The following is a 21,140-nucleotide window of genomic DNA, read 5'->3' as shown; positions in this document are numbered from 1 at the left end:
CATAAACGTCCTGCCTGACCGGCTACTGCTGTTCAGCGGCGCTGACGGCGATCATCAGGTGGGGGAGTTTCAAGTGACCATACCCGGGGGATTTTGACCGACCCACGGGGGACAGGCCGCCACCCGATTTCCGACAACGTTGCTCAGGAGGGGCGCCGCGAGCGAGCTTCACCGGCAATATCGGCGATCACCGCTCCAATCACCAGCGCGCCGCCAATGAGCGCATGCACGGCGGGCAACTCCCGGAAGGCGACCCAGATCCAGAACGGCATCAGCGGCGTTTCCAGCGTCGCGATCAGCGAGGCCTGTCCTGATGGCAGCAAGCGTGAGCCGAGCATGTAGAAGGTCAGGCCGAGCGCAACCTGAAGGCAGCCGAACATCGCGAGGATCGCAATGCCATTGCCGCCGACATGAGCGATGTCGTGGGCGAAGGGAAGGCTGACGAGGCTCCCCATGAAGTTCGACAGCGCCGCTGCCGCCACCATCGAGGTCTCGCGGTGACGCCGGACCACGACGGTCATGGCGGAGATGGCGAGCACCATCAGGCAGCTCAGCGCGACGCCGCCGAGATCGGCGCCGGCCTGAACGCCGCCGACCGTGATCACCACGCCGGCAAAGGCGATCAGGCTCGCGGCCAGCGTACGCCACGTCGCGGCTTCGCCGAGCCACAGCCACGCCAGCGCAGCCGCGACGAAGGGCTGGGTTGCGATCAGCACCGCGACGTTCATGACCTTGGTCATCTGAAGCGCGGGAATGAACGAGACCATGCCGACCGCGGACAAGGACGCGACGAGCAGGCCGCCCCTCCCCGGCACGACCAATTGCCACAGCGCGGCGCGGCCCTGCATCACGACGAGAAACACCGTGATCAGGCTGCCCGCGAACAGTCCGCGCCAGAACAGGATGGTCCACGGGTCGAACGGCAAGAGCCGCGTGAAGAACGGCGCCGTGCTCCAGGCAATTGCCGCGGCGATGACGAGGGCAATGCCGAGACCACGTTCCGAACGAGGCTGCCCCATGTTGATGCGCCCGACTAGGTCGGCTTCTTCGGCCGCGAGACCAGCTCGATCATCTTGCCTTCATCGTCGTCGGGCATCGCGGCCTTGGCCTGCGCGTAGGACTCGACCGCAGCGCGCGATACCAGCGGCTTGTCGGCCAGCAGGCTTTCGGCGAGCTTCACCGCATAGGCCGCATCCTTGTGCCGCAGCGCCGCCGTAAACGTCGCGCCGCTGAAATCGCGGGCGACCATGCGCCTGGAATGACGCTGCACCTGCGGGCTGGCGGCGACACCGGCCTGGATCGATTCCAGCACCAGGTTCATGTCGAGCCCGGCCTGTTCGGCGATGGCGAGGCCTTCGGCAAGCCCGGCGATCTGGATCGCACCCAGGAGATTGTTGATGAGCTTGTAGACGGTACCGGAGCCGACCGCGCCGAAATGGCGGATGGTCGAGCCGATCGGTTCGAGAAACGGCCGCGCACGTTCGAGATCGGCTGCGTCGGCGCCGGCGAGCAGCGTCAGCTTTCCGGCCGCGGCCGCATCCGGCAATCCCGTCACGGGGCAGTCGATGTAGATCAGCCCGCGCGCATTGAGCTCACGGCCCATCTCGCGGGCGTGGTCATAGGAGACGGTGGAGCACTCGATCGCAATGGTGCCGGCCTTTGCCGTCTTGGCCGCGCCCTCAGGCCCGAGCCAGACCGCGCGCGAGGCTTCGTCATCGGCGACCATGGTCACGACCGCATCGGCATCGATGGCGGCATCCTCAGGCGACGTTGCCCAATGCGCGCCGCGCGCGATCAGGTCGTCCGCTTTTGCCTTGCTGCGATTCCACAGCGTCACCGTGAAGCCGGCATCGAGATAGCGGCCGGCCATGCCGTGGCCCATCCGCCCCAACCCGATGAAGGCGACGCGGGACATCAGTCGACGTCCTCGATGTCGGCGCCGGTGGTGCCGAAGGCGCGCTGCGCCAGGGTTGCGGCCATGAAGTCGTCGAGCTCGCCGTTCAGCACGCCCGAGGTGTCGGAGGTCTGCACACCGGTGCGCAAATCCTTCACCATCTGGTAGGGCTGCAGCACGTAGGAGCGGATCTGGTGGCCCCAGCCGATATCGGTCTTGGCGGCCTGGTCGGCGGCGGCCTTCTCCTCGCGCTTCTTCAGCTCGATCTCGTAAAGCCGCGCGCGCAACATGTCCCAGGCCTGCGCCCGGTTCTTGTGCTGGGAGCGGCCGGCCTGGCAGACCACCGCAACGCCGGTCGGAATGTGCGTCAGGCGCACCGCAGATTCGGTCTTGTTGACGTGCTGGCCGCCGGCGCCGCCCGAGCGCATCGTATCGACACGGACGTCGGCTTCCTTGATGTCGATCTTGATGCTGTCGTCGATGACGGGGAATACCTGCACGCTCGAAAACGAGGTGTGCCGCCGCGCGTTGGAATCGAACGGCGAGATGCGCACCAGCCGGTGCACGCCCGCCTCCGTCTTCAGCCAGCCATAGGCATTGTGGCCGGAGACCTGGATGGTCGCGGACTTGATGCCGGCCTCTTCGCCCTCGGACTCCTCGAGGAATTCGACCTTGAAGCCGTGCGTCTCGGCCCAGCGCGTGTACATGCGCAAGAGCATCTGCGCCCAGTCCTGGCTCTCGGTGCCACCGGCGCCGGCATGGACTTCGAGATAGGAATCGAAACGATCGGCCTCACCCGACAGCAGCGCCTCGAGCTCGCGCCGCGCGACTTCCTTCTTGAGGTTCTTCAGCGCGGTTTCAGCCTCAGTGACGACGCCCGCATCGCCCTCGGCTTCGCCGAGCTCGATCATGCCGATGTCGTCTTCAAGCTCCTGCTCGACCTTGCCGATGCCCGAGAGCGAATCCTCAAGCGAGGTGCGCTCCTGCATCAGCTTCTGGGCTTTCTGGGGATCGTTCCAGAGGTTGGGATCTTCTGCGAGCTTGTTCAGCTCAGCGAGGCGCGCCGTCGATTTCTCGACGTCAAAGATGCCTCCTCAGCAGCCCGACTGACTGCTTGATCTCTTCTACCAACCGTTCGATTTCGGCGCGCATGTCGTTCTCTGATCTCGCGGAATCCCGCGTGCAATTCAGATTGGGATGTAGCGGCGGCGGCTGCAAAGCGCAACCGCCGGAACCGCGATCGTCAGTCTTATCCGCTAGTACAGCCCGCCGGTGCCCGGCCGCATGAAGAAGCCGGAATCCGGCTGCTGCTGCTGCGACGCCGGCACGCCGCCGCGCCCGTCGGCATCGGCAACGCCGATGACCGAGTAGTTGTCAGGCGGCGCCGTGCCCGGCTTGAAGGCTTCGAGAATGGTTCCGCCGGTCTCGCCGGGGCCGGCGCGCATGCCGGTCTTGGAGACGACGCGCACGAGCTTGATGCCGGCCGGCACCTTGAACGGAACCGCGGGCTTGTCGGCGAGCGCGAGTTTGAGGAAGTCGCGCGCGATGGGCGCGGCCAGATGGCCGCCGGTCGCGGCGTTGCCCCTACCGAGCGCGCGCGGCTTGTCGTAGCCCATATAGATCGCGACGGCGACGTCGGGCGAGAAGCCGACGAACCAGGCGTCCTTGGCCTCGTTGGTGGTGCCGGTCTTGCCGGCGATCGGCTTGCCGACTTCCTTGACCACGGTCGCGGTACCGGCCTGGACCACGCCTTCCATCAGCTCGGTGATCTGATAGGCGGTCATGGAATCCAGCACCTGCTCGCGGCGGTCGATCAGCTGCGGCTCGGCCTGGTTCTTCCAGCCGCCCGGCGCGTCGCAGCCGCGGCATTCGCGCTGGTCGTGCTTGAAGATGGTGCGGCCGTAACGGTCCTGGATACGGTCGATCAAGGTCGGCTTCACCCGGCGACCGCCATTGGCGAGCATCGAATAGGCCGTGACCATGCGCATCGCCGTGGTCTCGCCGGCGCCAAGCGCGTAGGACAGATAGTTCGGCAATTCATCATAGACGCCGAAGCGGCGCGCATATTCGCCGATCAGGGGCATGCCGATGTCCTGCGCGAGGCGCACGGTCACGGTGTTGAGCGACTGCCGCAGCGCGTTGCGCAGCGTGACGGGTCCCTGGAATTTGCCTGACGAGAAGTTCTCGGGCCGCCACACGCCGGCGCCCTGGCCCTGGTCGATTTCAATGGGCGCGTCGAGCACGACGGTCGAGGGCGTATAGCCGTTGTCGAGCGCGGCCGAATAGACGATCGGCTTGAACGACGAACCCGGCTGCCGATAGGCCTGCGTGGCGCGGTTGAACTGGCTCTGGTCGAACGAGAAGCCGCCGACCATCGCGAGCACGCGGCCGGTCCAGGGATCCATCGCCACCATCGCGCCGGACACTTCGGGAATCTGGCGCAGGCGGTACTGGCCTTCGACCGGCTGTCCCTCCTTGGTGTAGAGCGGATCGGCATAGATCACGTCGCCGGGCTGCAACACCTGCGCCACCGACGTCGGGGTCTTGCCCTTGGCATTGCCCTGGGCCGCCCTCGCCCAGCGCACGCCGTCGACCGTGACGATGCCGGTCTCGCGCTGCTTGCTGATGGCGCCGCCGAGCTCGCGATTCGGCTGGAAGCCGATGCGCGCGGACTGGTCGCTGGTCTCAAGCACCACCGCCATGCGCCATGGCGAGATGTCGGACAGCGACTTGATCTCGGCGAGCTTCACGCCCCAATCTCCCGAAATATCGAGCTTGCTCATGGCGCCGCGATAGCCCTGCTGCTCGTCATAGTTGACGAGGCCGGCGACCATGGCCTTGCGCGCCATGACCTGGATCTTCGGGTCGAGCGTGGTGCGGACGGACAGACCGCCTTCGTAAAGCTTCTTCTCGCCGTAGCGCTCGAAGATGTCACGGCGGACTTCCTCGGCGAAATATTCGCCGGCGAAGGTGTGGGCGCCGTTGGAACGGTTGGTGACGGCCAGCGGCTCCTTGCGCGCCTTGTCGGCGTCGGCCTGCTTGATCCAGCCGTTCTCCAGCAGACGGTCGATCACGTAGTTGCGGCGCTCGATGGCGCGATCGCGGTTGCGGACCGGATGCAGCGTCGCGGGCATCTTCGGCAGCGCGGCGAGATAGGACGCTTCAGCGACCGTCAGCTCGTTCACCGATTTGTCGAAATACACCAGCGAAGCGGCCGCGATGCCGTAGGCGCCGAGGCCGAGATAGATCTCGTTCAGATACAGCTCGAGGATCTTGTCCTTCGAGTAGGTCTTCTCGATGCGCATCGCCAGCAAGGCTTCCTTGATCTTGCGGGCGAAGGAGACCTCGTTGGTCAGAAGGAAGTTCTTGGCGACCTGCTGGGTGATCGTGGAGGCACCCTGCGGACGCCGGTTCGAGCCGTAGTTTTGGATGAAGAGCACGCCGGCGCGCGCCATGCCGGTGTAGTCGATGCCGCCATGCTCGTAGAAATTCTTGTCCTCGGCCGCGAGGAAGGCATTGATCACGAGCTTCGGCACCGCCTGGATCGGCAGGTACAGCCGGCGCTCCTTGGCGTATTCGCCGAGCAGCGAGCCGTCGACCGCGTGCACGCGGGTCATCACCGGCGGCTCGTAATCCTGAAGCTGAGAGTAGTCGGGCAAGTCCTTGGAGAAATGCCAGATCAGGCCTGCCACGGCTCCGACACCGACAAGGAACACCACCGTTCCCGCGGCGAACAGGAAGCCCATGAACCGCACCAGCAAGCGCATTATATGTTTATCCGTTCAAACTCTGGATCAGCTCAAGGCACCCAAAACAGGCGCCAACTCCACGTCGCGAATTCACTCAATTACATCAGTGCCGGACCAAGACGCTTGCCGAACGGGATTCTCGCCGATTCCGGAACCCCCTGCGGCATTTTTATAAAGCGCCCGCTGTGGCCAAACTAGGGCTTTTGCAACGGGACGGAAAATCCCTCTCAATTCGACGCCTCCCGGTCGTCAATTCGACGAACCCCCGTTCGTCAATTTGACGATCCGGCCGTGGCCATCCGCTTGGTCAGGAACCCGTCGATCGCCTGCGCCATCGAGCCCACGGCCTTGGACCGCCAGCCCTCGGAGACCAGATGCTCGAGGTCGCCCTTGTTGGAGACATAGCCGATCTCGACCAGCACCGACGGCACGTCCGGCGCCTTGAGCACCCGGAAGCCGGCCGACTTGAGGGGATGCTTGTGCATCCGCACGGACGACTTCATTTCGCCCATCAACAGGCGGGCAAAACGGCTTGAAAAGGTGCGAGTTTCCCGCTGGGTGAGGTCGATCAGGATGTCCGCGACGTCGGTCGGCTCCTCCGCGAGGTTGAAACCGGCGATCGCATCCGCCCGGTTTTCCGCGTCCGCCAGCCGCTGCGCCTCGGCGTCGGAGGCCTTGTCGGACAGCGTGTAGATGGTTGCGCCCTGCGCATCGCCCTCGGCCTTCGGCAGCGCGTCGGCGTGGATCGAGACGAACAGGGCGGCCTTGAGCCCGCGGGCGACTTTGACCCGGTCGTTGAGCGGAATGAAGGTGTCGTCGTCCCGTGTCATCACCACGCGGAATTTGCCGGTCTTGTCCAGCCGGTCGCGCAGCGCCAGGCCGAAGGCCAGCACCAGGTTCTTCTCGCTCTCGCCGTTCGACTGCGTGCCGTTGTCGATGCCGCCATGACCGGGATCGATCACGACGATCGGGCGCCCGTCGACCTTTTGCTGCCCGGCTTCCGGAGCTGCGGCGGCAGGAACCGTTGCCGGCGGCGCGTCGGCGATTGCGGGCCGCAGTTCGGGGCGCCTCTCGGGGACGAGCGACTGTACGAAGGCGGCACGGTCGACCTCCTCCAGCTCGAGCACGAGCCGGGCCGGCTGGCCATTGGCGGCCTCCAGCACGTAGGACTTGGCGATCTTGGCCGGGCCTGTCAGGTCGAACACGATTCGCGAGCCGCCGGGCATGACCAGCCCGTAGCGGAAGGCCTTGACCAGTCCCCGTCCCTCGACCCCGGTGCCCGCAGGCAGTTGAAAATTGACTTGAGGCACATCGACCACCACCCGGTAGGGGTCGGCGAGCGTGACGGCGCGGAAGGTGACGGCCTGATCGATGTCGAGGATGAAGCGGGTCTGCTTGCCATCGCCGGCCAGCCGGGCGGCGGAGGCGGTTGGAAAAATCGCTACCGCAACAGAGGGTTGCGGCTGGCTTTCCGCCGCGCTCAGGCGCCAGGAATCAGCGCACACCAATGCTGCGGCACACAGAAGCGCGCATCCCAGCAAAACCCTTTGATTTGTGCGGCTCGTCACCGATTCAGTGCCTCCGAGCGGCCCTTCTAACGCAATAGAACCACAGGGTTAATCGCCGCTTAATGACAGATATACGAAACTCCCCGACTGTGACCGCCGTGCGACGCTCCCTTGCACGGTTGGTCCATTCCACGTATGTACGGAGTGCTGACGGCCGATATTTCCGGTTGTGTCGCGTTCAGCCTCCCGGTGCAGCGCCGGAACTCTCAAGTTTTGGGAATTCCAGCGTTTTTCCGTTCCCCTCAAAGACCAGCGCGGTGCGCGGCAGCGAGGTGGAGCGGGTCAAGCCCCGGTGGCGGACGGTCCCTGGTTACCACCGCGTTTCCGGGACGGTTTTGACAGCGACGTGACTCGTTACCCGGTCCCTTAATCCCAAGGGAGCGGTTCGTAATCCCCAAGGCGAGCGCGCTCGCGCCATGCCTGGCCAGCAGCAACTGATTGAGGGGCGGCCCCGCCGCCCAATGTTTCATACGGGCCGACGCTTGATGCGCCAGACTGTGCCGACGAATTCTGAAGGACCGTTCGCGACGCTGCGGAGTGACAATCCCGCGCGCCGCTTCGGCCCTCCAGCTTCCGTTTCGGCAAGGCGCGAGAGACGGCGTTTCGGCCTTCCCCTCACCCCCGAATCAGGTGGACCGTCGCGTCACCCGGCAGCGCAGATCGCGCCCACGGTGAATCGCGCCCGCCGCCGCCAAGAGTTAAGACATGCCCAACAAGATGTTGATCGATGCCACCCACCCGGAGGAGACCCGGGTCGTCGTGGTCCGCGGCAATCGCGTCGAAGAGTTTGATTTCGAGACCGCCCAACGCAAGCAACTGCGCGGGAATATCTACCTCGCCAAGGTCACCCGGGTGGAGCCCTCGCTCCAGGCCGCCTTTGTCGAATATGGCGGCAACCGCCACGGCTTCCTCGCCTTCAGCGAAATCCATCCCGACTACTACCAGATCCCGGTCGCCGACCGGCAGGCACTGATCGAGGCCGAGGAACAGGCCCATCGCGAGGCCGAGGAAGAGAGCGAGAACCGCTCCCACGGCCGCCGCCGCTCGCGCCACCGCAACTCCCGCCGCCGCAGTCAGGGCGAGCGCGTGCGTAGTGACATCGTCGAAGGCCTCGACGCAGGTAGCGATCCCGCCGCCCAGCCGGTCGAGGGCGAAGCCCCGCACACCGAGGGCGCACCGCACGAAGGCGAGCATCTGCATGCCGATGCGGAGCATCATGGCGAGCACGACGGCCAAGAACATCACGACCACGAGCATCAAGACCACGAACCTGGCGATCATGATCGCCACGATCATGACCACGAAGGCCATGATCATCACGATCATGGGCACGACGACCATCGTCACGATCACGACCATGGTCATGACGGCCCGCACGATCATCACGACCATGATCATGCCGACGAGACGCCCGCGCCTGTCGCAGCCTTCGGCGCCGAGCCCGTGGTCGCGACCGAGACCGCTGCCGAACCGCAGGAGGCTGTCGCCTCCGAAGCCCATGCCGAGGCTCATGCCGACGCTCTCGCCGAAGCCGTGACCGCCTCCACCGAACCGGCTGACGCCGTCTACGCTGCCGGCGAAAGCACGGATGCTCGTCATCACGAGTCCGATGAGGAAGACGACGAGGACGAGGACGGCGAGGAAGCCGAAGAGGAACACGTCGAATCCGTCGGCGGCGACGACGTCATGGAGGAAGTGCCGGAGCGCACCTTCCGCCCGCGCCGCCAGTACAAGATCCAGGAAGTCATCAAGCGCCGCCAGGTGATGCTGGTGCAGGTCGTCAAGGAAGAGCGCGGCAACAAGGGTGCGGCGCTGACCACCTATCTCTCGCTCGCCGGCCGCTATGCCGTGTTGATGCCGAACACCGCGCGCGGCGGCGGCATCAGCCGCAAGATCACCAGCGCCCAGGATCGTTCCCGCCTGAAGGAAGTGGTGCAGGATCTCGACGTGCCCGAGGGCATGGGCATCATCCTGCGCACCGCCGGCGCCGCCCGCACCAAGCCCGAGATCAAGCGCGACTTCGAATACCTGATCCGGATGTGGGAGACGGTGCGCGACCTGACGCTGAAGTCGCAGGCCCCGACCCTGGTCTACGAGGAAGGCTCGCTGATCAAGCGCTCGCTGCGCGACCTCTACAACAAGGAGATCGACGAGATCTCGGTTGCCGGTGAGTCCGGCTACCGCGAAGCGCGCGACTTCATGAAGATGCTGATGCCCGCCAATGTCAGCGCGGTGAGGCAGTATCGGGACGGCCAGCCGCTGTTCTCACGCATGGGCGTCGAGAGCCAGCTGGACGCGATGTTCTCTCCGACCGTGCAGCTGCGCTCCGGCGGCTACATCGTGATCAACCAGACCGAGGCGCTGGTCTCGATCGACGTCAACTCCGGACGGTCGACCCGCGAGCACCATATCGAGGACACCGCACTCAAGACCAATCTGGAGGCGGCCGAAGAGGTCGCCCGCCAGCTCCGCCTACGCGACCTCGCCGGCCTGATCGTCATCGACTTCATCGACATGGACGAGAAGCGCAACAACCGCGCGGTCGAGCGCAAGCTGTCCGATTGCCTGCGGCAGGACCGCGCGCGCATCCAGGTCGGCCGCATCTCGCATTTCGGCCTGCTCGAGATGTCGCGCCAGCGCATCCGCGCCAGCGTGCTGGAATCCTCGACCGATCCCTGCCCGCATTGCGGCGGCACCGGCCATGTCCGCTCAGTCTCCTCGGTTGCGCTCCAGCTTTTGCGCGGCCTCGAAGAGATCCTGATGAAGGGCGCGACCCACAATCTCGTGGTCCGCACCCGCACCGACGTCGCGCTCTATGTGCTGAACCACAAGCGTGGCCATCTGCGCGACCTCGAGAACGGCTTCAAGGTCACGCTGGCCGTCATCGCCGACCCCAGCGTCAGCGGACCGCAGGCCTATCTCATCGACCGCGGCGAGCAGGTGCATACGCTGGAAGCAGCGAAGGCGCTGCTGGCGGCACAGGCCGCCGCAAGCCCGCCGCCCGTAGCCGAAGAAGTCTATGACGACGAGGAATTCGATCCGGAGCTGGAATCCGAGGTCGAGACCGAGGAAACCGAAGGCCTCGCCGAGGAGCAGGCTGGCGGCGAAGCGGCTTCCGACCAGGACGGCCAGCGCCGCAAGCGCCGCCGGCGTCGGCGCGGCCGCGGTGGCCCGCGCGACGGCGAGTTGCGCGAGGATGGCGCTCCGGCGTCTTCCGATGCGGCGGCGGCGGCCAGCGAAGGTGAAGAGGAATCCGAGTCCGAGCAGGACGGCGAAGAAGGTGAGGACCAGGCGGCCCGCAGCGAGCAGCAGGGCAACGGCGATCGCCGCCGCCGGCGTGGTCGTCGCGGTGGACGCCGCCGTCGCGGTGGCAACGAGGAAGGTCTCGCCGGCTCCATCGGTGACGAGCTCGCAGCCAATGCGCCGTCGGAAGCGACCGACGCCGTCGCCGATTTCGACAGCTTTGGCGGCGAGGCTGCGCCCTCGATCGCGCAGGCCGAACACACCACCGCCGAGCCCGAGGTCAGCCAGCCCGAGCCGCGCGCCGAGGTGCAGATTGAGGCGCCGGCCGAGCCTGAGCCCGCTCCTGCCGCCGCGGACGAAGAGCCGGCCGACGACAAGGCTGCGCGTCGCCGCTCCACGGTCCGGGAAAAGGTGAGCTTCCTGTCGAGCAGCGCGAGCGAGCCAGCAACACCGGTTGCGGCAGCGCCAGAGCCAGAGCCAGTTGCTCCGCCCGCACCGGCCGCCGAGCCCGCGCCGGAAGCGGCAACCGAAACTCCGGCCGCCCCGCGTCGCGCCGGCTGGTGGTCTCGCCGGTTCGGCGGCGGCGAGTAGGCGAACAAATCAGTTAAGACCGCCCGGCCAAACCGGGCGGTTTTGATTTGGCAAGGTCAGTACGATGCAAAGCGCAATTGTCCTCGGCGGCGGAATGATCGGCGTGAGCGCGGCGCTGCACCTCCGGCAGCGCGGCTGGTCGGTCACGCTCGTCGACCGCAGGGAGCCGGGCCGCGAGACCAGCTACGGCAATGCCGGGATGATCCAGGCCGAAGCCCTGCGTCCCTATCCGATGCCGCGCGACCTCGCTTCGCTCCTGAAGATCGCGACCGGCCGCACCAATGACGTGCGCTACAGCCTGTCGTCGCTTCATCTCCATATCGAGCCCCTGCTCCGCTACTGGTGGCATTCGGCGCCAAAGCGGCATCGCGAGGCGATCGACGCCTGGGCGCGGCTGATCGCCTATGCGACGGCGGAGCACGACATCCTCATTCGCGAAGCCCATGCCGACAATCTGATCCGCCGCGCGGGCTACCGGCATCTGCATCGCGACGCAGCTTCCTTCGATCTCGCCGTCAAGGCGGCGGAACAAGACCAGCGCGAATTCGGCGTGAGGTTTCGCGCGCTCTCGGGGGCCGAGCTCGCCAAGGCCGAACCGATCCTGCGCGACGACCTGCCCGGTGCGATCCATTGGCTCGACACCTGGACCGTGTCCGATCCCGGCGCACTGGTCACGGCCTATGCCGAGCTGTTCGAGCGCCTCGGCGGCACCATCGTGCTCGGCGATGCCCAGACCTTGCGGCAGACCGCGACCGGCTGGTCGGTCGATACGGACCAGGGAGCCATCGACGCTGCGGCCGCCGTCGTGACGCTCGGGCCCTGGTCGCCCAATCTCCTGCACAAATTCGGATACCGCATTCCGCTGGTGCGCAAGCGCGGCTACCACATGCATTACAGCGGCGGCGCATCACTCGACCTCCCGCTGGTCGACAAGGCGGGCGGCTACGCCATGGGTCCGATGGCGAAGGGCATCCGCATCACCACAGGCGCGGAATTGACCGGCATGGACGCGCTCGCCACGCCCGTGCAGCTCGCCAGTGCCGAAGCTTCGGCGCGACAGCTGATCGACCTGGGCAGGCGCGTCGAGCCGGATCCGTGGTTCGGCACCCGACCCTGCACGCCCGACATGCTGCCGGTGCTCGGGCAAGCGCCGCGTCATCCCGGCCTCTGGATGAATTTCGGCCACGGCCACCAGGGCTTTACGCTTGGACCTGCGACCGGCCGCCTGCTCGCCGAGATGATGAGCGGCGAGACGCCGGCGATCGATCCGACGCCATACCGGCCTGAGCGCTTTTAGCTGTCGGCGCGCTCGGCCAGCATCTTCCTGATGCGGTCGGCGTCTTCGGGCGTCGCCGGATTGTAGACGATCATGCTGAGATCGGAGCGGCCCTCGACATTGAAGCTCGAATATTCGAACGACATCGTGCCGTGAACGGGATGCCGCAGCCGCTTGGTGCCGTCGCCATGATGGCGCACGTCATTGTCGCGCCAGAGCGCCGCGAATTCCGGACTGGTCCGACAGAGCTCGTCGACGAAATCGGCGACATGCGAGACGGCGCCTGCCCGCGCCGCGTCTGCCCTGAATGCGGCCACCACGAAGCGTGCCACGCTGTCCCAGTCATATTGCGCGGCGCGCACGCGCGGATCGCAGAAAATGAAGCGCAGGATGTTGCGCTGTCCCGGCGGGATCGCACCGTAGTCGGTCAGCACGACGCTTGCGGCGCGATTCCAGGCTACGACGTCCCAGGTCGCGGTGCGTACCAGCGCCGGGCTGAATGAGAGCGCATCGAGCACGCGTTGCAGCCGCGGCGAGACGCCTTCGCTCGCCTGGTAGCGCACCTCGGGCGGGCGGCCGAGGCCGATCAGGAACAGGTGCTCGCGCTCGACATCGGTCAGCATCAACGCGCGCGCGATCCGATCGAGCACGTCGGCCGACGGCGCCCCGCCGCGGCCCTGCTCCAGCCAGGTGTACCAGGTCGAGCTGATATTGGCGCGCTGGGCCACTTCCTCCCGGCGCAGACCCGGCGTGCGCCTGCGGCTGCCGGAGAAGCCGAACGCGGCTGCATCGAGCCGGGTGCGACGGTCCTTCAGATAGGCCCCAAGCAAGTTCTCGGCGGCAGTGCTCTCGCTCATCCTGTTAGCTATTATACCCTGATAATGTCACTACTTTACCCGGATAACTCTAGCGCAGATGGTTCTCCACCAACACCAGGAGATTTCGCATGCGTGTTTTCGTTACCGGTGCCACCGGCTTCGTCGGCTCCGCCGTCGTTCGAGACCTGATGGCCGCCGGCCATGGCGTGCTCGGCCTCGCTCGCTCCGATGCCGGTGCCGCAGCGCTCACCGCGATGGGCGCCGAGGTCCATCGTGGGTCGCTGGAGGATCATGCGTCCTTACGCAGCGGCGCCGCCGCTTCGGACGGTGTGCTGCATCTCGGCTTCAACCACGACTTCTCGAAATTCGCCGACAATTGCGAGCTCGACCGCCGCGCGATCCTCGCGCTCGGTGAGGAGCTCAAAGGCTCCGACCGCCCCCTCATCGTCACGTCCGGTGTAGCGCTGCTGGCGCCCGGACGGCTCGCGACCGAAGACGATGCGGCGGCCCGCCACTTTCCGCGCGTCTCGGAAGCCACTGCCGAAGACCTCGCAGAGCGCGGCGTCCGCACCGGCATCGTGCGGCTGCCGCCCACGACCCATGGCGAGGGCGACCACGGCTTCGTGCCGCGCCTGATCGCGCTCGCCCGGGAGAAAGGCGCCGCGGCCTATATCGGCGAAGGCCAAAACCGCTGGCCGGCCGCGCACCGCCTCGACGCCGCACGCGTCTATCGTCTCGCGCTGGAGCAAGGCGCGACCGCGCGGCGCTATCATGCGATCGCCGAGGAAGGCGTGCCGTTCAAGGCGATTGCAGAGGTGATCGGCCGAAGGCTCGGCGTCCCGGTCGTGTCCAAATCGCCTGAGGAAGCGGCCGCGCATTTCGGCTGGTTCGCACAGTTCGCCGGCATCGACGTTCCGACCTCAAGCGCCAAGACGCGCGCTTTGCTCGGCTGGGAACCCAAAGAAAAAGGGCTGATCGAGGATCTCGACCAGCCCCACTACTTCAAGGTCTAACGGCGTGCGGCGCCGCCACCAGCAGATCAGTCCGTCGTGACGGCAGTCTCTATGTCCGTCGGATCGATCTGCCTGGCGAGGTTGGCGTTGAGCTTGTCGCGGTCGAGCTCACCTTCCCACCAGGCGACGATCACGCAGGCCACGCCGTTGCCGCAGAGGTTGGTCAGCGCGCGGCACTCGCTCATGAACTTGTCGATACCGAGCACGATCGCCATGCCCGGCACGAGGCGCGGATCGACCACGGCGAGCGTCGCGGCCAGCGTGATGAAGCCCGCGCCGGTGATGCCGGAGGCACCCTTCGAGGTCAGCATCGCCACCACCAGGATAGTGAGCTGCTGGCCGAAGGAGAGATCGAAGCCAAGCGCCTGCGCGATGAACAGCGTCGCCAGCGTCATGTAGATGTTGGTGCCGTCGAGATTGAACGAATAGCCCGTGGGCACCACGAGACCGACCACCGACTTCGAGCAGCCGAGGCGCTCGAGTTTCTCCATCAAGGACGGCAGCGCGCTTTCCGAGGACGAGGTGCCGAGCACGATCAGCAGCTCGTCCTTGATGTAGGCGAGGAACTTGAAGATGGAGAAGCCGGCGAAGCGCGCGATGGTTCCGAGCACGACGAACACGAACAGCGCCGCGGTCACGTAGAACGTCGCGATCAGGCCGACCAGGTTGAGGATCGCGCCGGTGCCGAACTTGCCGATGGTGTAGGCCATCGCGCCGAATGCGCCGATCGGCGCCGCGCGCATTACGATGGAGATGACGCCGAACACCGCATGCGCGGCGTCATCGATGAAGCTGCGGATGGTGTGGCCGCGCTCGCCGAGGCCCATGATGGCGAAGCCGAACAGCACCGAGAACAGCAGCACCTGCAGGATCTCGCCTTGCGCGAAGGCGCCGACCACGGTGTCGGGGATGATGTGCAGGATGAAGTCGACCGACCTCTGGCCCTCGGCCTGCTTGGCGTAGTTGGCGACGGCCTGCGCGTTGGCGGCGGCGCTGCCGAAGCCCGCACCCGGCTTCACCAGGTTGCCGATGATGAGTCCGATCACCAGCGCGAAGGTCGAGACGACCTCGAAATAGACCAGCGCCTTGACGCCGATGCGGCCGACCTTCTTGGCGTCCTGGATATGCGCGATGCCGGAGACCACGGTGCAGAAGATGATCGGCGCAATCACCATCTTGATCAGCTTGATGAAGCCGTCGCCCATCGCCTTGATCCACTCGTTGGTGGCGAGCGACGGCCACAGCCAGCCGACCAAGGCGCCGAGCACGATGGCGATCAGCACCTGGACGTAGAGAACCTTGTACCAAGGCTTGGCGGCGGCCGGCGCGACCGGCGCCCCCGCCATCGTTGTCGTCGTCATTGTTTCACTCCCCCTCAAACTCAGAGCCAGCCAAGATCAACTTGGCCGGCTCTGTCAATCGGAACTGCTCGGAACGGTGCGCTTTACCCGCGTCGGTCGACGATCCGGCGGGCCGCCGGCATCAGCGCGGCGCCCAGCGCGTTCTTGACCACCGATGCCGCAATGAACGGCGCGACGCCGACCGCCCAGGCCTTGGTTGCGCCAAGGCCGATGACGTAGGCCAGCCAGCCGAAGCCGGCGATGAAAATCACGACATGGGCGAGCGCCATCGCTCCAAACAGCAGCACGACGTTGCGATCCCAGCCGCGCTCGGCCAGCCAACCGGTGATGAAGGCAGCCAGCACGAAGCCATACAGATAGCCGGCAGTCGGGCCGAGCAGCGGTGCAATTCCACCGACCGGACCGGCGAACACCGGCAGCCCCATCGCGCCTTCGGCGAGGTAGGCGATCATGGTTGCGCTGCCAAGGCGCCAGCCATAGGCGGCGCCGATCATCAGCACGACCAGCGTCTGCAGGGTCATGGGCACGTAAGGCAGCGGCAGATTCACCTTGGCTGATAGCGCCATCAAGGCGGTGCCGAGCGCAATCAGCACGACGGCGCGAAGTGCGCCGACGGTTTCACCCGGACGGGTCGGCCACATCAATGCGGCGAGAGGAGAATGCGGCGTGGCGACGGACGGGAGGGAACGGTCAGACAAAGTTGAACTCCGCGGGTTGGTGTCGAAGCGGCTGTCGAAAACTCGCGGCTATTTAAGCCAGTGAGCGATCCGGTCAACTGCCTCCCGCATCTCCGCCGCCGAACGCGCATAGGAGAGCCGTATGAACGAACGACCATGGATGGGATCGAAATCGAGACCCGGCGTGGCCGCAACGTGCGCCTGCTCCAGCATCTGCTTGGCGAACTCGAAACTGTCCGAAGTGAAGTCCGAGACGTCGGCATAGAGATAGAAGGCACCATCGGCAGGCAGGAACTTGCTGAGGCCCGCCTTGGGCAATCCCTCGATCAGGATGCGCCGGTTTTCCTGATAGCCGTGCTTGATCTCCTCCATCTCGGCCGCGCCGTCGAACGCCGCCTCGGCCGCGATTTGCGACAATGACGGCACCGAGATCGAGAGGTTCTGCTGCAGCCGTTCGATCGGCCGCACCAGTATCTCGGGCACGACCATCCAGCCGACGCGCCAGCCCGTCATGCAAAAATATTTCGAGAACGAGTTGATCACGAGTGCGTGCTCCGACAGCGCCGCCGCCGTCGCCGCCGGAAACGCGTAGTCGAGCCCGTGATAGATCTCGTCAGAGATGAAGCGGATGCCGGCGTCTTCTGCCGCAGCGATCAGGCCGGCCAGCGCCTCGCGGGACATCATCGTCCCCGTCGGATTGGCAGGGCTGCCGACCAGCACGCCCTTCAGCGGTGCCTTGCGGTGCGCCGCCAGCAGCGCCTCGCCGGTCAGCGCAAGGCGCGTGTCATTGCTGGTCTCGATCAGCACCGGTTCGCAACCGAGCGCGGTGAGGATGTGACGGTAGGGCGGATAACCCGGCACCGTCACGGCGACCCGGTCGCCGGGCGCGAACATCGACAGGAAGGCCAGGATGAAACCGCCGGAGGAGCCTGTCGTCACGACGATCCGCCCGGGGCTGACATCACAGCCATAGGCATCCCGATAGTGGCGCGCGATGCGTTCGCGCAATGAGGGGATGCCGAGCGCGGAGGTGTAATCGATCCGCCCCGCCTCGAGCGCCGCATGGGCGGCCGCGATCGCGGTCTTTGGGGCGCCGGTTGCGGGCTGGCCGACCTCCATATGGATGACATGGCCGCCTGCCGCCTCGATTCGGGCCGCGGCGGCCATCACGTCCATCACCATGAACGGGGGAACATCGCTGCGGCGGGAGGGCTCGAGCCACTGCCCCACCCGGTTCCTCAATGTCGCATCGTGCATCGAATTCTGCTATTTCGCTGGCGAACCGGTCGGTTCGGTCCGGAAAACGGGGCGCTTGCGCCCCAGACTGGCCGCATTGTACGGCTCATAAGGGCATATCTCGTATCCGGTCCGCCGCCAATCGCCAAAAACCAATCACGAAACTGCTTGATCAAGACCGTTTGACACAGACCGCCTGATGTTGCTCCAGATCGCATTGCGCAAGAAGGCCTCCGCCGTCACCGCCCTCGTCACTGCCGCGGCGGTCGCGCTGTTGCCGATGCCGGCCGCGCATGCGCAGGCCAAGGGGCCGCCGATCCTGCGCGACACCGAGACCGAGCAGTTGCTACGCGAATACACGCGCCCGATCCTGCGCGCCGCCGGTCTGGAAAAGCAGAACATCCAGATGGTGATCATCAACGACGGCTCGTTCAACGCGTTCGTTGCAGGCCGCCGCATCTTCGTCAATTACGGCGCGATCATGCAGTCGGAGACGCCGAACCAGATCATCGGCGTGCTCGCGCACGAGACCGGACATCTGGCCGGCGGCCATCTGTCCAAGTTGCGCGAACAGCTCGCCAACGCCCAGACGCAGATGATCATCGCCATGTTGCTCGGGGCCGGCGCGATTGCCGTGGGCAGCACCCGCGGCAGCAACAGCGCCGGCAATAACGGGCTCGCCAATGCCGGTGCTGCCGCCATCGCCGGACCGCAGGAGATGATCCGCCGCACGCTGCTGTCCTATCAGCGCCAGCAGGAGGAGAACGCCGACCGCGCCGGCGTGAAATTCCTGACCGCGACCCAGCAGTCGCCGAAGGGGATGTACGAGACCTTCAAGCGCTTCACCAGCGAGAGCCTGTTCGCGTCCCGCGGCGCCGATCCCTATCTCCAGTCGCATCCGATGCCCGCCGAGCGCGTCGCGTCGCTTCAGGAATTCGCCAGTTCCAGCCCCTATTGGGACAAGAAGGACGATCCCGCGCTCCAGCTCCGCCACGACATGGCGCGCGCCAAGATTTCCGCGTTCATGGAGCGGCCGGAGACGGTCTACCGCCGCTACCCCCAGACGAACGACAGCATGCCGGCGCGCTATGCCCGCGCCATCAGCACCTATCTGCACGGCGATTTGCGCAGCGCCCTGGCCCAGATCGACGCGCTGATCCAGGTCCAGCCGAACAACCCGTATTTCTACGAGGTGCGCGGCCAGGCCCTGCTGGAGGGCGGCAAGCCGGCCGAGGCGATCCCCGCCCTGCGCAAGGCGGTGCAGCTGTCCAACAACGCGCCCCTCATCGAGATGTTACTTGGGCAGGCTCTGGTTGGATCGGATAATAAGGCTTACACGGATGATGCCGTTCGGATTCTCCGGGCCGCGGTGGCACGGGAACCGGAGGCTGCGCTCGGTTATATGCAACTCGCGATGGCCTATGGCCGGAAGGGCGACTATGCCGAGGCGGATCTGGCGTCGGCGCAGGCCGCTTATCTGCGCGGCGACAACAAGACCGCCCGCGAGCTCGCCACGCGCGCGAAAACCCGTTTCGCCGTCGGCACGCCCGGATGGGTCAAGGCCGACGACATCGTGGCGGCCAAGCCGCCGCGCAACTAACGCGACCAAGACGACGCCTGACACCACGACGTCACGACACCGAGCTTAAGTCCGCCGGGACGTTTTCCGAAACCAGCTTTCGATAAGAGGATTTGCCTATGCCTTCGCTGCGCCTGCTTGCTCCCGCGCTGTTCGCGCTCGCCATGTTCGGCGCAGCCGCGCCCGCGTCGGCCGACAGCTTCTCCGATGCCCAGCGCACCGACATCGAGGCGATCATCAAGAACTATCTCGTCACCCATCCCGAGGTGCTCGAGGAAGCGATGACCGAGCTCACCAAGCGCCAGGCCGCGGCCGAAACGCAGAAGCACGAAGCCAGCATCGCGCAGAACTCCGATGCGATCTTCAACTCGCCGCGCCAGGTCGTGCTCGGCAACAAGGACGGCGACGTCACCTTCGTCGAGTTCTTCGATTACAATTGCGGCTACTGCAAGCGCGCGATGGGCGACATGCTCGACCTCATGAAGGCCGATCCGAAGCTGAAGGTGGTGCTGAAGGAGTTTCCGGTGTTGAGCCAGGGCTCGGTCGAAGCGGCGCAGGTCGCGGTCGCCGTGCGCATGCAGGATCCCACCGGCAAGAAATATCTCGACTTCCACCAGAAGCTGCTCGGCGGCCGTGGCGCCGCCGACAAGGCGCGCGCGCTCCAGGCGGCCAAGGAAGCCGGCCTCGACACCGCGAAGATCGAGAAGGACATCGGCAGCCCCGAGGTGCGCGCCACCATCGAGGAGAATTTCAAGCTCGCCGAAGCGATGGGCATGAACGGCACGCCGAGCTACGTGATCGGCAAGCAGATCGTGATCGGCGCCGTCGGTCTCGAAAGCCTGAAGGAAAAGATCGGCGTTGCCCGTTGCGGCAAGGCGACCTGCTAACAAGGCGACCTGCTGATCTCGCATTTCACAACTGACCCATGCGACGAGGCCGGCTGAACAGCCGGCCTTTTTCGTTGACCGCAGCTCTGCGCGAATACTGGCGCGAATCCGGCGCGCGCATTCATCTCGCGTTCAAGAAACAAATACCCCGGAACCGCCGATGTTCCGGAACAACTCAAATCTCCTTTCGTTGGTGGCGCGGGCAATGACGCAAAAGAAACACGTGAGGAGAAATTCGATGTCTAACCGCTTTCTGATCTCGGTTGCCGCACTCGCGCTCGTGGCGGGCACCGGTCTGGCGAACGCACAGGGCACCATGAACCGCGACAGCGGTGGTGGCGCCGGTGCGCAGCCGACGCAACATTCGCAGCCCGCCGGCGGCGCGGCTGAACGTGGCGCGATGGGCAAGGAAGCCGCTCCCGAAAAGGGCACCGTCGGCCAGGCCGGCGGCGCCATGAAGCCCGGCGGAGCAGCCGAGGAGAAGTCGTCCGGCGCGACGGAGAAATCCGGCGCTATGGAAAAGTCAGGCGGGATGGAAAAGTCCGGCACGATGAACAAGAACGCTGCTGACGAGAAGGCCGGCGCGGCGAAGGGTGAGCACGCCCAGGGTGCGCAGGACAAGTCGAAGAGCACGATGGACAAATCCCAGATGGACAAGTCCAAGAGCACCGAGACTGACACCAAGAGCGGCAACATGAACGCCCAAACCAAGGGCGCGGACAGCAAGGCTGCCGACACCAAGTCTCAGACCACGACCGGCACCGCGCCCGCGACCGCTGCGGCACCGCCTGCCGAGAAGCGGACCGAGATCTCAACGGCGATCAAGTCGACCAAGATCGAAGAGACCACCAACGTCAACTTCAACATCTCGGTCGGCGCCGCAATCCCGGCGTCCGTTCGCTTCCATCCGCTGCCGCCCCGGATCGTGGAAATCTATCCGGAGTGGCGTGGCTATGACGTGATCTACGTCCGCGGACAGTACATCATCGTCCGTCCGCAGACGCGCGAGATCGTGTACATCATCGAAGGCTAAGCCACTTCACTGACGTCCCAAGGAGCCCTTGCCGAGAGATCGGCAGGGGCTTTTGGCCTATTGGGTGGGCTCCCCTGCCTATCCTACCCGCCAGCCACCCTTTTGACTGGTTAACAAGCAATTTCCGTAGCTTCCGCACAGGTTTTTGCACCCCGGATGAGCTGTTTGAAGCCCGCTGGGAGGTCCTTCAAGGCTTCCCCTAGGGCGCTTTGTTA

At 65.7% G+C, this 21,140-nt stretch carries 16 protein-coding genes; 6 read left to right on the top strand and 10 right to left on the bottom strand.

Features of this window, described 5'->3' with window-relative positions; translation table 11 throughout:
* Positions 1–143: 143 nt before the first annotated feature.
* From QJT78_RS26195 to QJT78_RS26170, 6 genes are all read right to left on the bottom strand, one after another.
* A complete protein-coding gene (locus QJT78_RS26195; RefSeq protein ID WP_028148751.1) occupies positions 144–1,019 on the bottom strand; it encodes a DMT family transporter in 876 nt (291 codons plus the stop codon).
* Positions 1,020–1,033: 14 nt separating this feature from the next.
* Positions 1,034–1,915, bottom strand: a complete 882-nt coding sequence (locus QJT78_RS26190) for an NAD(P)-dependent oxidoreductase (RefSeq protein ID WP_038944041.1) — start codon at positions 1,913–1,915, stop codon at positions 1,034–1,036.
* Positions 1,915–3,046, bottom strand: a protein-coding gene (prfB, locus tag QJT78_RS26185) for a peptide chain release factor 2 (protein ID WP_100213929.1) whose coding sequence is annotated in 2 segments (ribosomal slippage) — positions 1,915–2,976 and positions 2,978–3,046 — 1,131 coding nt in all. Because the reading frame shifts where the segments join, the coding sequence is not laid out codon by codon here. Before prfB ends, QJT78_RS26190 begins: the two co-directional genes overlap by 1 nt.
* Before the next feature lie 104 nt (positions 3,047–3,150).
* Entirely contained in the window at positions 3,151–5,661 is a 2,511-nt protein-coding gene (locus QJT78_RS26180) for a penicillin-binding protein 1A (RefSeq protein WP_014495579.1), read from the bottom strand.
* A gap of 254 nt (positions 5,662–5,915) precedes the next feature.
* Complete coding sequence (locus QJT78_RS26175) at positions 5,916–7,211, bottom strand: N-acetylmuramoyl-L-alanine amidase (RefSeq protein WP_038944040.1); 1,296 nt, start codon at positions 7,209–7,211, stop codon at positions 5,916–5,918.
* A 615-nt stretch (positions 7,212–7,826) separates the two neighbouring features.
* Entirely contained in the window at positions 7,827–8,723 is an 897-nt protein-coding gene (locus QJT78_RS26170; RefSeq protein WP_281460357.1) for a hypothetical protein, read from the bottom strand.
* Here QJT78_RS26170 and QJT78_RS26165 point away from each other — a divergent pair.
* Together QJT78_RS26165 and QJT78_RS26160 are read left to right on the top strand one after the other, a co-directional pair.
* Positions 8,655–11,045 carry a ribonuclease E/G gene (locus tag QJT78_RS26165; RefSeq protein ID WP_063711522.1) on the top strand — a complete coding sequence of 797 codons (2,391 nt, stop codon included), beginning with the start codon at positions 8,655–8,657 and terminating at the stop codon, positions 11,043–11,045. The two genes, QJT78_RS26170 and QJT78_RS26165, sit on opposite strands and share 69 nt — an antisense overlap.
* Before the next feature lie 64 nt (positions 11,046–11,109).
* Complete coding sequence (locus QJT78_RS26160) at positions 11,110–12,342, top strand: FAD-dependent oxidoreductase (RefSeq protein WP_028148747.1); 1,233 nt, start codon at positions 11,110–11,112, stop codon at positions 12,340–12,342.
* Here QJT78_RS26160 and QJT78_RS26155 read toward each other — a convergent pair.
* Positions 12,339–13,178 (bottom strand): helix-turn-helix transcriptional regulator, encoded by an 840-nt coding sequence (locus QJT78_RS26155; RefSeq protein WP_212480702.1) that lies wholly within the window; start codon positions 13,176–13,178, stop codon positions 12,339–12,341. The genes QJT78_RS26160 and QJT78_RS26155 overlap by 4 nt on opposite strands.
* A gap of 89 nt (positions 13,179–13,267) precedes the next feature.
* On the opposite strand from QJT78_RS26155, the gene QJT78_RS26150 reads away from it, so the two are divergent.
* Positions 13,268–14,152: an SDR family oxidoreductase gene (locus tag QJT78_RS26150; protein WP_212479017.1), complete on the top strand. Its 885-nt coding sequence runs from the start codon at positions 13,268–13,270 to the stop codon at positions 14,150–14,152.
* A 26-nt stretch (positions 14,153–14,178) separates the two neighbouring features.
* On the opposite strand, the gene QJT78_RS26145 is transcribed toward QJT78_RS26150, so the two are convergent.
* The 3 genes from QJT78_RS26145 to QJT78_RS26135 form a co-directional block, all read right to left on the bottom strand.
* Positions 14,179–15,513, bottom strand: a complete 1,335-nt coding sequence (locus QJT78_RS26145) for a dicarboxylate/amino acid:cation symporter (protein ID WP_028148744.1) — start codon at positions 15,511–15,513, stop codon at positions 14,179–14,181.
* An 83-nt stretch (positions 15,514–15,596) separates the two neighbouring features.
* Positions 15,597–16,154 (bottom strand): biotin transporter BioY, encoded by a 558-nt coding sequence (locus QJT78_RS26140; RefSeq protein ID WP_028148743.1) that lies wholly within the window; start codon positions 16,152–16,154, stop codon positions 15,597–15,599.
* Between the two features lie 105 nt (positions 16,155–16,259).
* Positions 16,260–17,447, bottom strand: a complete 1,188-nt coding sequence (locus QJT78_RS26135; RefSeq protein ID WP_038944035.1) for an aminotransferase class I/II-fold pyridoxal phosphate-dependent enzyme — start codon at positions 17,445–17,447, stop codon at positions 16,260–16,262.
* A 178-nt stretch (positions 17,448–17,625) separates the two neighbouring features.
* Here QJT78_RS26135 and QJT78_RS26130 point away from each other — a divergent pair, with 178 nt between their 5' ends.
* The 3 genes from QJT78_RS26130 (at position 17,626) to QJT78_RS26120 (ending at position 20,925) form a co-directional block, all read left to right on the top strand.
* The gene (locus QJT78_RS26130) at positions 17,626–19,026 is read left to right on the top strand and encodes a M48 family metalloprotease (protein ID WP_038944034.1); all 1,401 of its coding nucleotides are present in this window, start codon (positions 17,626–17,628) and stop codon (positions 19,024–19,026) included.
* 98 nt (positions 19,027–19,124) lie between these two features.
* Positions 19,125–19,892 (top strand): DsbA family protein, encoded by a 768-nt coding sequence (locus QJT78_RS26125; RefSeq protein ID WP_028161223.1) that lies wholly within the window; start codon positions 19,125–19,127, stop codon positions 19,890–19,892.
* A 238-nt stretch (positions 19,893–20,130) separates the two neighbouring features.
* On the top strand, positions 20,131–20,925 hold the full coding sequence (locus QJT78_RS26120) for a DUF1236 domain-containing protein (protein WP_028148739.1): 795 nt from the start codon (positions 20,131–20,133) through the stop codon (positions 20,923–20,925).
* Positions 20,926–21,140 lie beyond the last annotated feature (215 nt).

The sequence above is a fragment of the Bradyrhizobium sp. Mp27 genome, from assembly GCF_029953005.1.
GTDB classification, from domain to species: Bacteria; Pseudomonadota; Alphaproteobacteria; order Rhizobiales; family Xanthobacteraceae; genus Bradyrhizobium; species Bradyrhizobium barranii.
Note: the sequence above shows the minus strand (reverse complement) of the source record. Positions and strands in the feature narration are given on the sequence as shown.

Excerpts from the sequence above, each read along its gene's own strand:
- QJT78_RS26145 (WP_028148744.1), bottom strand. The coding sequence starts at position 15,513 with ATGACGACGACAACGATGGCGGGGGCGCCGGTCGCGCCGGCCGCCGCC.
- QJT78_RS26130 (WP_038944034.1), top strand. The coding sequence starts at position 17,626 with ATGTTGCTCCAGATCGCATTGCGCAAGAAGGCCTCCGCCGTCACCGCC.
- QJT78_RS26140 (WP_028148743.1), bottom strand. The coding sequence starts at position 16,154 with ATGTGGCCGACCCGTCCGGGTGAAACCGTCGGCGCACTTCGCGCCGTC.
- QJT78_RS26195 (WP_028148751.1), bottom strand. The coding sequence starts at position 1,019 with ATGGGGCAGCCTCGTTCGGAACGTGGTCTCGGCATTGCCCTCGTCATC.
- QJT78_RS26155 (WP_212480702.1), bottom strand. The coding sequence starts at position 13,178 with ATGAGCGAGAGCACTGCCGCCGAGAACTTGCTTGGGGCCTATCTGAAG.
- QJT78_RS26120 (WP_028148739.1), top strand. The coding sequence starts at position 20,131 with ATGTCTAACCGCTTTCTGATCTCGGTTGCCGCACTCGCGCTCGTGGCG.
- QJT78_RS26170 (WP_281460357.1), bottom strand. The coding sequence starts at position 8,723 with ATGAGCCTCGGCATGGGCTTCGGAGGCGACAGCCTCCTGCGGTTCGGC.
- QJT78_RS26125 (WP_028161223.1), top strand. The coding sequence starts at position 19,125 with ATGCCTTCGCTGCGCCTGCTTGCTCCCGCGCTGTTCGCGCTCGCCATG.
- QJT78_RS26150 (WP_212479017.1), top strand. The coding sequence starts at position 13,268 with ATGCGTGTTTTCGTTACCGGTGCCACCGGCTTCGTCGGCTCCGCCGTC.
- QJT78_RS26190 (WP_038944041.1), bottom strand. The coding sequence starts at position 1,915 with ATGTCCCGCGTCGCCTTCATCGGGTTGGGGCGGATGGGCCACGGCATG.
- QJT78_RS26135 (WP_038944035.1), bottom strand. The coding sequence starts at position 17,447 with ATGCACGATGCGACATTGAGGAACCGGGTGGGGCAGTGGCTCGAGCCC.
- QJT78_RS26180 (WP_014495579.1), bottom strand. The coding sequence starts at position 5,661 with ATGCGCTTGCTGGTGCGGTTCATGGGCTTCCTGTTCGCCGCGGGAACG.
- QJT78_RS26160 (WP_028148747.1), top strand. The coding sequence starts at position 11,110 with ATGCAAAGCGCAATTGTCCTCGGCGGCGGAATGATCGGCGTGAGCGCG.